Raw genomic sequence first — 12,347 nt, forward strand, 5'->3', positions numbered from 1 at the left:
GCCGCCCGTACACGCCGGTCCCGACCGGCACCGCGCGCCGTAGACTCAGGCAGAGCCACGGACCGCTGCTCCCGCACTCGGAGGAGGCCCAAGATGCGCGCACGCGTGGGCGACCAGCTTGTCCAGCACGGCAGGGTGGTCGGACAGCAGGACAAGGTCGGCGAGATCGTCGAAGTGATGGGGCAGGAGGGCAACCCGCCGTTCCGGGTCCGCTTCGAGGACGGTCACGAGGGCGTCTGCTCCCCCGGCCCCGACACGGAGATCCGGCACCGGGAGACCACCACCGGGCAGTAGCCCCCAGCGGGGCGGTGGAGTGCCTCAGCTCGGGGGCGGCGCCGACCGCCCGTAGTGGTCGGCCACCACCCGCGCCATCGCCCCGATCGGGTCCTCCCGCACCTCGCGCGCGGCGAAGAAGACATGGCCGCGCACCTCGGGGTGGTCCCCGGCGAGGGTGAGGTGCCGGGACAGCTCCGCCGGGTCCTGCCAGGCGGCGCCCTGGGCGGGGTCACCGGCGCGGTACAGCGCCTCGCCCAGGTAGAGCTGCGTCCTGGTGCCCCGGGCCACCTCCGCCCACCAGGGCACCAGCTTGGCGTAGTCGGCGGGGGCGTTGCCGATGTGCCAGTAGAGCTGGGGGCAGATGTAGTCGATCCAGTTCTCCCTGACCCACTTGCGGGTGTCCGCGTGCTGGTCGTCGTAGGACTGGAGGGCGCGGGTGTCGGAGCCGCGGGAGTCGCTGTCCGCGTTGCGCCAGACGCCGAAGGGGCTGATGCCGAAGCGGGCGGCCGGGCGGACCTCCTTGACCCCGGCGGCCGTGTCGCGCACCAGCCGGTCGATGTTGTCCCGCCGCCAGGCGGCCCGGTCGGGGAAGTCGCCGCCGTGGGCGTCGTAGGCGGCGTCGTCGTCGAAGGTCTGGCCGGGCACCGGGTACGGGTAGAAGTAGTCGTCGAAGTGGAGCCCGTCCACCGCGTACCGGCGCACCGCGTCCAGCATCGCCGTCCGCACGAAGGCGCGGACCTCGGGCAGCCCGGGGTTGTAGTAGAGCTGCCCGCCGTACGACACCACCCAGTCGGGGTGCCGTCGTGCCGGGTGGGAGGCGGCGAGGCGGGAGGGGTCGTCGTGGGCGGCGATCCGCAGCGGGTTGCACCAGGCGTGCAGTTCGAGCCCGCGGGCGTGCGCCTCGGTGACGGCGGTGCCCAGCGGGTCCCAGCCGGGGTCGCGGCCCTGGGTGCCGGTGAGGCACTCCGCCCAGGGTTCGTGCGGGGACGGCCACAGGGCGTCGGCGGTGGGCCGTACCTGGAAGATCACCGTGTTGAGGCGGCGCCGGACCGCGGTGTCGAGGTGGGCGATCAGTTCGGCGCGCTGCTCGGCCGCGGTGAGGCCGGGCTCGGAGGGCCAGTCGCGGTTGTGCACGGTCGCCAGCCACACGCCCCGCATCTCCCCGGTCCCGGCGGCCCGTGGGTGCCGGGGTGTCCGGGCGGGGGCGGCGGACACGTCCGCGCCCGAGGCCAGGGTGGACAAGGCGACCAGGGCGAACGCCCGTCGTGTCAGCCGTCCCATGGAACAACACCCCCATACGCTCCGGATCCGTTCGATCACGGATCGTCTCGGGCTCCAGGATGCCTGTACCCCGTCGATCGATCATCGATACTTGGGGGTAACGTGCACGATCGGAGCAGGGCTGGTACGAGGACGCCGCGACCCGGTGGTCCGTCCGGCCGTGGATCAGCGAAAGGGACGATGTGACCGGCAGTTCGGGAGATATCGCGCGCGTCGGAGTGGTGGGCTGCGGTCAGATGGGAGCGGGCATCGCGGAGGTGTGCGCCCGGGCGGGTCTTGAGGTCAAGGTCGCCGAGACCACCGGCGAGGCCCTGGAGATCGGCCGTACCCGGCTGTTCAACTCCCTCGCCAAGGCGGCCGAGCGCGGCAAGATCAGCGAGGCCGAGCGGGACGCCACGCTGGAGCGGCTGAGCTTCACCACCGACCTCGGCGAGTTCGCCGACCGTGATCTGGTGATCGAGGCCGTCGTCGAGAACGAGCAGGTCAAGACCGAGATCTTCCAGGTGCTCGACCAGGTGGTGACCCGGCCGGACGCGATCCTGGCGTCCAACACCTCCTCGATCCCGCTGGTGAAGCTGGCGGTCGCCACCTCCCGCCCTGACCAGGTCGTCGGCATCCACTTCTTCAACCCGGCGCCGGTGCAGCAGCTCGTCGAGCTGATCCCGGCGCTCACCACCTCCGAGGGCACGCTCAGCCGGGCGCAACTGTTCACGGAGAAGCTGCTCGGCAAGCACGCGATCCGCGCCCAGGACCGCTCCGGGTTCGTGGTCAACGCCCTGCTGATCCCGTACCTGCTCTCCGCGATCCGGATGTTCGAGACGGGCATCGCGAGCCGCGAGGACATCGACAACGGCATGGAGATGGGCTGCGCCCACCCGATGGGCCCGCTGAAGCTGTCCGACCTGATCGGTCTGGACACCGTGGCGTCGGTCGCGCAGAGCATGTACGACGAGTACAAGGAGCCGCTGTACGCCGCTCCCCCGCTGCTCCAGCGGATGGTCGACGCGGGCCGCCTCGGCCGGAAGTCCGGCTCCGGGTTCTACACCTACGGCTGATCACTGAACGTGACGTTCCGCGGGCCCGGCACCCCTTCGGTGCCGGGCCCGCGGCATTCACACACCGTGTGCGCCCCAAGCCCGCATATGCCCCGCTCACACTCTCCCCAGGGGCCCAGCAGGCGAGTTGACTCATCGTGCGTCATGCAAGGGATAGGAACGACTACGGAAAGGAGCGGTTCGTGACCGCCGATCCCGAGCAGTCCGTCGCCCATGGAGAACTCGCAGAGTTACGACGCCGACTGGACGTGGCCTACGCCCGAGTCGAGGGTGGCCTGGCACTGCTCACCCACCGGACCGAGGAGACCGCCAAGGAGCTGGACGACCTGAACAGCCGTCTGGTGACCCTGGAACACGCCCGCTGGCCGCTGCCCTCGATCGCCGCCGTCACCGCCGTCGGCGCGCTGATCGTGGCGGTCTGGCAGGCCCTCGGCCACTAGGGCGGTAACCCCCAAGGCCACCCCTAGGGCCTGTCGTTTGGATCAGGTCGCAGGGCATCGGCGGTGGATGATCAGTGCCGGTGAGCGGGGTCTGGTGCGTGCGGCTGCAAGGCGGAGGAGGGCGGCGACGCGGAGCGTCGGCAACCGACGACAACGCGGCAGACGTGCGTGCCAGACCCCGCGTCTGCGGCATGATCCAAACGACAGGCCCTAGGCCCGGTCGTGTCGGGGCACGCTGTCCTGGCCGAGCCTGAGGTGGTGCAGCAAGAGCAGTGCGGCCGCCATGTTGGCGGCCGGGACCTCACCACGGGCGACCATGTCGGGGACGAGTTTGAGGGGGACCCATTCCCGGCGGTCGGACTCGAAGTCATCCACTGGAGGTCCGACGAACTTCCCCTCGTCGGCCCAGTAGATGTGGTGCCGGGCGTCGGTGAGCCCGTTCGAGGGCTCCACGCTCATCAGATGGCGCAGGGGTCCCGGCCGCCATCCGGTCTCCTCCTCCAGCTCACGGGCCGCCGCGACCGAGATGTCCTCGCCGTCCTCGACCACCCCGGCGGCGAGTTCCCAGCCCCAGCTGTCGGTGATGAAGCGGTGCCGCCACAGCAGCAGCACCTCGTTGGCCGCGTTCACCACGGTCGCCACGGCGACGGGCCGCAGCCGTATCAGGAAGTGGTCCAGATGCCGTCCGTCAGGTAAGACGACATCGGCGAGATTGACGCTGAACCAGCGATTTGCGTACACAGTTTGTTCGTTCAGTTTCGTCCACTGCACGGTTCTGCCACCTTCCGTTTGAGTCAGTGGCAATATCGCAGCAGGAGCGAGTCGGCAGCAGGAGCGCGCGCGGGCGCCCGCGCGCGCTGGGGCGGCGCGGGGCCGGAGTGGAAGAGGGTGGTGGGGCGGTTACAGCGGTACGCGCAGGGCCCCGTCGATGAGTTCGGCGGCCTCGGCGGTGCCCGCGCCGCCGCTGCGCACCAGGTGGTCGCGTACCGCCCGGAGTCTGTCGCGCAGCCGCTGTGACTCCATGCCGCGCGCCTGCTCGGCCATCTGCACCGCCGTGGCCACCGCCTTGTCGGCGTTGCCCCGGCGCAGCTCGATCGTGCTCAGCATGGCCAGCCGGTGCACCCGGCCCCGGTCGTGCGCCGGGTTGTCCACGGCCGCCGCCGCGTGCTCCCCCGCCGCCGCCAGCTCCCCGAGGCTCAGCAGCGCCTCCGCCACCTGGACGTTGACCAGGTCCGGCTGGACATAGCCGGTCTCATCGGGTTCGTAGCCGCGCCGGATGCGTCCGGCGGCCGTCTCCGCCCGCCGGATGCAGGACAACGCGCTCGTGCTGTCACCGAGGTGCGCGTACGCCTTCGCCTGCATCGCGTACAGGTCGGAGGCGAGCGCGGGCGTGATGTCCTTGCCCGCCGTGCGCAGCGCCGCCTCCGCGAAGGCGACGGCCTGCCGGAACTCCTTCATGAACAGCGACTGGTTGACCAGCAGCGCGATCACGTACGCGCCCAGCCCCCGGTCCCCGCTCGCCTTCGCCAGCCGCAGCGCCTGGTGGAAGTAGCGCTGCGCGAGACCGTGCGCGTCGGAGTCGTAGGCGCAGATCCCGGCGACCGCCACCAGCCCGCCGGTGGCCCGGTGCAGTTGGCGGCCGATGGCGTCGGTGTAGCTGCCGCGCAGCAGCGGCGCCGCCTCCGCGTTGAGGAACCCGACGATCCGGGCGCGGGTCGCCACCCCGCCCGCCTTGCGGTACATCTGCTCGTAGTGGCCGCGGGCCGCCCGCAGCAGCTCCAGGTCGGCCGGGGTGACCCGGTGGCGTCCGCCGCGCGAGACGTCCACGTCCTCCGGCGGGTTCTCCCACTCCCACACCGGCATCACGGCGGGCGTGCCGGTGACGGCGGGGGCGCCGAGGATGTGCGGGCGCTGCTGCTCGTCGCTGCGCCACAGCGCGGTGGCCCGCTCCACGAACCCGGACAGGGAGGCGCCGTGCGGGGTCTGCGGCTCGCCCGGGACACCGAGGCCGATGTCGTCGAGCGTGACGGGCCGTCGCAGCCGGGCGGCGAGCACCTCGCAGATCAGGTCGGGCACCTGGCCGCGCGGTCGCTGGCCCTTCAGCCAGCGCGCCACCGCGGTGTGCTCGTAGCGCAGGGCCAGACCACGTGCCCGGCCGGCCTGGTTGACGTGCGCGGCCAGCCCGGCGTGGGAGATTCCGGCCTCGTCGAGGATCGCGTCCAGCAGGGTGTTGGGCTGCATCCTTGCCCCCAAGATGGCTCCTGCCGACAGCGTAGTGAATACGGGTTCACACGGGGTGTGAACGGAGTGCCCGCATCCGCACCGTGTGCGCGCTGTCGCGGAGAGTTTCCGGCCCGGTTGACTGAAATGCCTCGCAAGAGGCCCGGCCGGGCCGTCGGCTCCCCCTCGTACAGTGCGACGGCCCGAACATCCGCCGTCCGCCCGTCGCCTGCCCGACACTCCGTGACGGGGGGACGGCGCGCCGGGTGGGATGGGGGTGTGAGGGGCGCAGCCCCCACACCCCCAGGGGCGCGGGGAACTGCGCGACCAGCCACAGACGACCCGCACCCGGCACACTACCTAGCCCCGCAGCACCGCCCCCGTGCGCTCCGTGGCCAGGGCCACCGCCGCGTCCCGCGCCGCCGACGCCTCGTCCACCGTCAGCGTCCGGTCCGGCGCGCGGAACCGCAGCGCGTAGGCGAGCGACTTGCGCCCCTCGCCGAGCTGCTCGGCGTTCTCGTAGACGTCGAACAGCCGGAGGGACTCCAGCAGTTCACCGGCGCCCTCGCGCAGCGCGGCCTCGACCTCGGTGTGCGGCACCGGCCGGTCCACGACCAGGGCGACGTCCTGCGTGGCGACCGGGAAGGTGGAGATGGACGGCGCCTGCGGGGTGCCGTCGGCGGCCCGCTCCAGGGCGTCCAGGTCCAGCTCCATCGCGCAGGTGCGCTCGGGCAGGCCCAGCGCCTTCACCACGCGCGGGTGCAGCTCACCGGCGTGCCCGACGACCCGCTCCGCGCCGTCGACGGTGAGCGCCAGCTCGGCGCACCGGCCCGGGTGCCACGGCCCGTACTGGCCCTTGCGGACGGTCAGCTCGACCCCGGTCTCGGTGGCCACGGCCCGCGCGGCCTCGACCGCGTCGGCCCAGTCGGCCGGGCGGCCCTTGCCCCACCAGCCCGCCTGCTCACGGGCGCCCGCGAGGACGACGGCGACATGGCGCGGCTGCTCGGGCAGCGCGGCGCCCAGCTCGGCGATCTCCTCGTCGGTGGGGCGCCGGTCGACGGGCAGCGCGGCGGCGACCCGCTGCTCCTCGCGGGGCAGGAAGACCAGCCCCGTCTCGAAGAGGGCGAGGTCGTGGCTGCCCCGGCCGTCGTTGCGGCGCAGCGCGCCGAGCAGCCCCGGCAGCAGCGAGGTCCGCAGCGCGGGCTCCTCGTCGCTGAGCGGGTTGACGAGCTTCACGACCCGGCGGGCGGGGTCGGCGGCGTCGAGGCCGAGCTGGTCGAAGACCTGCTCGCTGACGAACGGGTAGTTCGGCGCCTCGACGTAGCCCGCCCCGGCGAGCGCCCGGCCGACCCGGCGGTGCAGCCGCTGCCGGTGGGTGAGGCCCCGGCCGGACGGCGGCTTGGGCAGCGTGGAGGGCAGGTTCTCGTAGCCCTCCAGGCGGATGACCTCTTCGGCGAGGTCGTTGGGGTCGGTGAGGTCGGGACGCCAGGACGGCACGGTGACGATCAGCTCGTCCTGCCCGTACACGTCGCAGCCGACCTCCTGGAGGCGGCGTACGACGGTCTCCCGGCCGTAGCCGACTCCGGCGACCTTGTCGGGGTGGTCCGCGGGGACGCTGATGGTGCGCGGCGCGGACGGGGCGACGACCTCGGTGACCCCGGCCTCGGCGGTGCCGCCCGCGAGCAGGACCAGCAGGTCGACGGTGCGCTGCGCGGCGGCTGCCGCGGCCTGCGGGTCGACGCCGCGCTCGAAGCGGCGGGACGCCTCCGAGGACAGCTTGTGGCGGCGCGCGGTGCGGGCGATGGCGACCGGGTCGAAGTGCGCGGCCTCGATCACCACGTCGGTCGTGGCGTTCTCGACGTCGGCGTGGTCCGCGATCTCGGTGTTGGCGCCGCCCATGACACCGGCGAGCCCGATCGGGCCGCGCTCGTCGGTGATGACCAGGTCCTCGGCGTCCAGGGTGCGCTGGGCGCCGTCGAGGGTGGTGAGCTTCTCGCCGGGCTGGGCGCGGCGCACGCCGATGGTGCCCTGGACCAGGTTCCGGTCGTAGGCGTGCAGCGGCTGGCCGAGTTCGAGCATCACGTAGTTGGTGACGTCGACGGCGAGCGAGATCGGCCGCATCCCCGCCTTCTGGAGGCGGCGCTTGAGCCAGATCGGGGAGCGGGCCTCGGGGTCGAGGCCGGTGACGGTGCGGGCGGTGAAGCGGTCGCAGCCGAGCGGGTCGGAGACCTCGACGGGGTAGCCGAACGCGTTCGGTCCCGGCACGTCGAGCAGCGCCGGGTCGCGCAGCGGCAGCCCGTAGGCGATGGCGGTCTCGCGGGCGACGCCGCGCAGCGACAGGCAGTAGCCGCGGTCGGGCGTGACGGCGATGTCGAGGACCTCGTCGACCAGTTCGAGCAGCTCGATGGCGTCCTTGCCGACCTCGGTCTCCGGCGGCAGCACGATGATGCCCTTGCTGCCGTCGTCGCCCATGCCCAGCTCGTCGCTGGAGCAGATCATGCCGTGCGAGGTCCGGCCGTAGGTCTTGCGGGCGGAGATGGCGAAGCCGCCCGGGAGCACCGCGCCGGGCAGTACGACGACGACCTTGTCGCCGACGGCGAAGTTGCGGGCGCCGCAGATGATCTCCTGCGGCTCGCCGGTGCCGTTGGCCCGGCCGACGTCGACGGTGCAGAAGCGGATCGGCTTCTTGAACTCCGTCAGCTCCTCGATGGTCAGCACCTGGCCGACGACGAGGGGGCCCTTGAGGCCGTCGCCGAGCTGCTCGACGGTCTCGACCTCGAGACCGGCGGCGATGAGCTTGGCCTGCACGTCCCGACCGGTCTCCGTCTCCGGCAGGTCGACGTACTCCCGCAGCCAAGAAAGCGGGACCCGCATCAGATCTCCATCCCGAACGGCCGGGTGAACCGGACGTCACCCTCGACCATGTCTCGCATGTCCTCGACGTTGTGGCGGAACATCAGCATCCGCTCGATGCCGAACCCGAAGGCGAAGCCGCTGTACTTCTCCGGGTCGACGCCGCAGGCGGTCAGCACCCGCGGGTTGACCATGCCGCAGCCGCCCAGCTCGATCCAGCCCTCGGACGAGCAGGTACGGCAGGGCCGGTCGGGGTTGCCGACGGACGCGCCCTTGCAGACGTAGCAGAGCATGTCCATCTCGGCGGACGGCTCGGTGAACGGGAAGAAGTTCGGCCGCAGCCGGGTCTTCATGCCCTCCCCGAACAGCGACTGGACCATGTGGTCCAGGGTGCCCTTGAGGTCCGCCATGGTCAGGCCCTCGTCGACGGCGAGCAGCTCGACCTGGTGGAAGACCGGGGTGTGGGTGGCGTCCAGCTCGTCGGTGCGGTACACGCGGCCGGGACAGATCACGTACACCGGCAGCTCACGGCCGAGCAGCGAGCGGATCTGCACCGGCGAGGTGTGGGTGCGCAGCACGACGCCGGACTCGGTGCCGCCCTGGGGGCCCGCACGAAGAAGGTGTCCGCCTCGCCGCGGGCCGGGTGGTCCGGGCCGATGTTCAGGGCGTCGAAGTTGAACCACTCGGCCTCGACCTCGGGGCCCTCGGCGACCTCGTAGCCCATGGCCACGAAGATGTCCTCGATGCGCTCCGACAGCGTGGTCAGCGGGTGCCGGGCGCCCGCGGGCACGCGGTCGTACGGCAGCGTGACGTCGACGTCCTCCTCGACGAGCACGCGGGCGTCCCGCTCGGCCTCCAGCTCGCCCTGCCGGGCGGCGAGGGCCTTGTTCACGGCGGCGCGGGCCATGCCGACCCGCTTGCCCGCGTCGGCCTTGGCGTGCGGGGGCAGGGCGCCGATCTCGCGGTTGGCGAGCGCCAGCGGGGAGGCCGGGCCGGTGTGCGCGACCTTGGCCTCGTGGAGCGCGTCGAGGGAGTCCGCGGCGGCGAAGGCGGCGAACGCCTCGTCCCGCATCCGCTCGATCTCTTCCGGTTTCAACGCCTCGACCTCGACAGGGTCGTACGACTTATTGGGTGCCGACATCTCTTCCCGTGCTTCCGATTGGCTGGCTGGAGTCCCCGTCATCGACGCGAAGGGCCGCGAGCAGGACACAAAGGTGCCATTGGCCGAGTCTAACGGGGTGGGGATACGCGAACGCGCCCGCGGGCGGCTCAGGCGAGATAGGCCGGAGCGCTCACGGGCAACGTAAATCGGAACTCGGCACCGGCGCCGGGGGCGCGGCCGACGGTGATGGTGCCGCCGTGGGCCTCGACGATGCCCTTGACGATGTACAGCCCGAGGCCGGTGCCGCCGCGCTTGCTGCCCCGCCAGAAGCGGGTGAAGACGCGGTTCATGGACTCCTCCGGGATGCCTGGGCCCTCGTCGCTCACGGTGACCGACGTGCCGGTGTCCTCCCCCTCGCGGGGTGACGCCGTGGCCGTGATGTCAATGGTGACGGTCCCCTCGCCGTGCCGCACCGCGTTTTCCAGCAGGTTGCTCAGCACCTGGTCGATCTTGTCGGGGTCGGCCCACAGGTCCGGCAGCGGCTGCTCGATGCGGAGCAGGAACCGGTCGGCGGGCAGCCCGGCGGCGACGTAGGCCTGGATGTGCCGTCCGACGGCGGCGCCGATGTCGACGGGCTGGCGGCGCACCTCAAGGCGCCCGGAGTCGATGCGGGAGATGTCGAGCAGCTCGGCGATGAGCCGGGTGACCCGGTCGGCGTCGGCGTCGACGGTCTCCAGCATCAGCCGCTTCTGGTCGTCGGTGAACCGTTCCCACTTGGCGAGCAGGGTGGCGGTGAACCCCTTGACGGAGGTGAGCGGGGAGCGCAGCTCGTGCGCGACGGTGGCGATCAGCTCGGCGTGGCTGCGCTCGGTGCGGCGCCGGGCCTCGGTGTCCCGCAGCGAGACCACGACCCGGCGGACCGGCCCGACGGGCTGGTCCCGCACGTAGCGGGCGGCGACGAGGACCTCCCGCCCGCCCGGCAGCAGCAGGTTCCGCTCGGGCTGCCGGACCCGGATGGCGAGCCCGCCGTAGGGGTCGGTGAGCTGCCACCAGCGCCTGCCCTCCAGGTCCTCTAACGGCAGCGCCTTCTCCAGCCGCTGCCCGAGGGCCTCGGCGGCGGGGACGGCGGTGATGCGCTCGGCGGCGGCGTTGAAGCAGGTCACCCGGCCGTGCTCGTCGGCGACGACGAGGCCGTCCGGCAGGTCGTCCGGGTCGATGCCCAGGCCGCCGGGGTCACCGGCGGCAGCGGGTGGGCGCGCCCGGTGCGCTCCCGGTGCGCTGCTCGTGCCGACGCTCATCCCCGTACCCCACCTCTCAGCTTGTCCAGTGGGCCCCCGAGCTGGTCACCCTACTAGCCTTCGGTGACGGAGCGGCAGCCTCCGGCGGCGCGCTGTGCACGGGCCGACGCGTAGAGACATACGGCGGCGGCGGTCGCCAGGTTCAGACTCTCGGCCTGCCCGTGGATGGGCACGCGCACGACGGCGTCGGTGAGCGCGCGGGTCTCCTCCGGCAGCCCCCACGCCTCGTTCCCGAACACCCAGGCGGTGGGTCCGCCCATGGTGCCCTTGTCCAGCTCGTCGTCGAGGTCCCGGTCCCCCGCGCCATCGGCGGCCAGCACCCGTACGCCGGTCTCCCGCAGCCCCGCCACGGCCCGCTCGACGGGCACGCCGACGGCGACCGGCAGATGGAACAGGGAGCCCACGGAGGCCCGTACGGCCTTGGGGTTGTACAGGTCCACGGAGGCGTCGGTCAGCACGACCGCCTCGGCTCCGGCGGCGTCGGCGCAGCGCAGCACGGTGCCCGCGTTGCCGGGGTCGCGTACGTGCGCGAGTACGGCGACCAGCTTCGGCCGGGCGGCGAGGATCTCCTCGAACGGCGTGTCCAGGAACCGGCAGACCCCGACCAGCCCCTGCGGGGTGACGGTGGTCGAGATGTCGGCGATGACCTCTTCGGCGGCGAGGTGGACACGCGCCCCGGCGTCGCGGGCCGCGCCCACGATGTCGGCGTACCGCTCCGCGGCCTCGACGGTGACGAACAGCTCGACGAGCGTCTCCGCCTGCCCGGCCGCCTCCCGGACCGCCTGCGGCCCCTCGGCGAGGAACAGCCGCTCCTTCCCCCGGAAGTTCCGCTTACCGAGCCGCCGGGCGGCCAGGACACGGGGGGAGCGGGGGGAGATGAGTTCGGGGGCAGGCATCTTCTGTTCCACCTATCGGCAACTGTTCAGGCTGGCGCGAGGGACTCACCCTCAGGGGCGCGGGGAACTGCGCGACCAGCCACGACGCACCCGCGCATGAATGACTACGCCAGCACGACAGAACCCGCAGGAAAAACCCTGCGGGTCCAGTCACGTCGGCTCCAAGGCCAGCGCCAGCGTCACGCGGCCTTCGGCGCGTTGACGTCGCTCGGCAGCGCCTTCTGCGCCACCTCGACCAGCGCGGCGAACGCGCCCGGGTCGTTGACGGCCAGCTCGGCGAGGATCTTGCGGTCGACCTCGACGTTGGCGGCCTTCAGGCCCTGGATGAAGCGGTTGTACGTGATGCCGTTGGCGCGGGCAGCGGCGTTGATGCGCTGGATCCACAGCTGACGGAAGTCGCCCTTGCGCTTCTTGCGGTCGTTGTAGTTGTAGACCAGTGAGTGGGTGACCTGCTCCTTGGCCTTGCGGTACAGGCGCGAGCGCTGACCGCGGTAGCCGGAGGCCTGCTCGAGGATCGCCCGGCGCTTCTTGTGGGCGTTGACTGCCCGCTTGACGCGTGCCACTTCTTAACTCCTTGTAGCGGGGCCGCGGTGGTCGTCACACGGCCCGGGTTCGATTGGGTCCCGGTCGGAGATCAGGCGCGGGGTGCGCCCGATGTCACTTGCCGAGAAGCTTCTTGATCTTCTTGGCGTCGCCCGGGGCCATCTCGGCGTTGCCGGTGAGGCGACGCGTCAGTCGGGACGACTTGTGCTCAAGCAGGTGGCGCTTGCCGGCGCGCTCACGGAGCACCTTGCCGGAGCCGGTGACCTTGAAGCGCTTGCTGGCACCGCTGTGCGACTTGTTCTTCGGCATAGCGCCGTTCTCTCCTCGTGGGTGGCGCTCCGGTGCCCGGCCATGAGACCGGGCACGGTGGAGCGTCGCTCTTG

The 12,347-nt window shown here is 72.2% G+C and carries 11 protein-coding genes and 1 pseudogene; 3 read left to right on the forward strand and 9 right to left on the reverse strand.

Annotated features, from left to right (window positions below; all coding sequences use genetic code 11):
• Positions 1-93 precede the first annotated feature (93 nt).
• A complete protein-coding gene (locus tag ACFQZ6_RS06220; RefSeq protein ID WP_381605426.1) occupies positions 94-294 on the forward strand; it encodes a DUF1918 domain-containing protein in 201 nt (66 codons plus the stop codon).
• A 24-nt stretch (positions 295-318) separates the two neighbouring features.
• Here the strand turns inward: ACFQZ6_RS06220 and ACFQZ6_RS06225 are convergent, their stop codons facing one another.
• On the reverse strand, positions 319-1,557 hold the full coding sequence (locus ACFQZ6_RS06225) for a glycoside hydrolase family 10 protein (protein ID WP_381605428.1): 1,239 nt from the start codon (positions 1,555-1,557) through the stop codon (positions 319-321).
• 182 nt (positions 1,558-1,739) lie between these two features.
• On the opposite strand from ACFQZ6_RS06225, the gene ACFQZ6_RS06230 reads away from it, so the two are divergent.
• Together ACFQZ6_RS06230 and ACFQZ6_RS06235 are read left to right on the forward strand one after the other, a co-directional pair.
• A complete protein-coding gene (locus ACFQZ6_RS06230; RefSeq protein ID WP_381605429.1) occupies positions 1,740-2,612 on the forward strand; it encodes a 3-hydroxybutyryl-CoA dehydrogenase in 873 nt (290 codons plus the stop codon).
• A 182-nt stretch (positions 2,613-2,794) separates the two neighbouring features.
• Positions 2,795-3,052 (forward strand): hypothetical protein, encoded by a 258-nt coding sequence (locus tag ACFQZ6_RS06235; protein WP_381605431.1) that lies wholly within the window; start codon positions 2,795-2,797, stop codon positions 3,050-3,052.
• A 210-nt stretch (positions 3,053-3,262) separates the two neighbouring features.
• On the opposite strand, the gene ACFQZ6_RS06240 is transcribed toward ACFQZ6_RS06235, so the two are convergent.
• From ACFQZ6_RS06240 to rpmI, 8 genes and pseudogenes are all read right to left on the reverse strand, one after another.
• On the reverse strand, positions 3,263-3,823 hold the full coding sequence (locus ACFQZ6_RS06240) for an NUDIX hydrolase (protein WP_381605433.1): 561 nt from the start codon (positions 3,821-3,823) through the stop codon (positions 3,263-3,265).
• A 129-nt stretch (positions 3,824-3,952) separates the two neighbouring features.
• Positions 3,953-5,293 carry a transcriptional regulator gene (locus tag ACFQZ6_RS06245; protein ID WP_381605435.1) on the reverse strand — a complete coding sequence of 447 codons (1,341 nt, stop codon included), beginning with the start codon at positions 5,291-5,293 and terminating at the stop codon, positions 3,953-3,955.
• 339 nt (positions 5,294-5,632) lie between these two features.
• Positions 5,633-8,146, reverse strand: a complete 2,514-nt coding sequence (gene pheT / locus ACFQZ6_RS06250) for a phenylalanine--tRNA ligase subunit beta (protein ID WP_381605437.1) — start codon at positions 8,144-8,146, stop codon at positions 5,633-5,635.
• Positions 8,146-9,266, reverse strand: a pseudogene (gene pheS, locus ACFQZ6_RS06255) (phenylalanine--tRNA ligase subunit alpha). The gene pheT and the pseudogene pheS overlap by 1 nt, the downstream one beginning before the upstream one ends.
• Positions 9,267-9,394: 128 nt before the next feature.
• Positions 9,395-10,525, reverse strand: coding sequence for a PAS domain-containing sensor histidine kinase (locus ACFQZ6_RS06260; RefSeq protein WP_381605439.1), 1,131 nt, complete (start codon positions 10,523-10,525; stop codon positions 9,395-9,397).
• A 53-nt stretch (positions 10,526-10,578) separates the two neighbouring features.
• Positions 10,579-11,421, reverse strand: coding sequence for a TrmH family RNA methyltransferase (locus ACFQZ6_RS06265; RefSeq protein WP_381605441.1), 843 nt, complete (start codon positions 11,419-11,421; stop codon positions 10,579-10,581).
• A 179-nt stretch (positions 11,422-11,600) separates the two neighbouring features.
• On the reverse strand, positions 11,601-11,984 hold the full coding sequence (rplT, locus tag ACFQZ6_RS06270) for a 50S ribosomal protein L20 (RefSeq protein ID WP_210922300.1): 384 nt from the start codon (positions 11,982-11,984) through the stop codon (positions 11,601-11,603).
• 94 nt (positions 11,985-12,078) lie between these two features.
• Positions 12,079-12,273: a 50S ribosomal protein L35 gene (gene rpmI / locus ACFQZ6_RS06275; RefSeq protein ID WP_007829094.1), complete on the reverse strand. Its 195-nt coding sequence runs from the start codon at positions 12,271-12,273 to the stop codon at positions 12,079-12,081.
• Between the last annotated feature and the right edge of the window lie 74 nt (positions 12,274-12,347).

The organism is Streptomyces flavalbus (assembly GCF_042674625.1).
GTDB classification, from domain to species: Bacteria; Actinomycetota; Actinomycetes; order Streptomycetales; family Streptomycetaceae; genus Streptomyces; species Streptomyces flavalbus.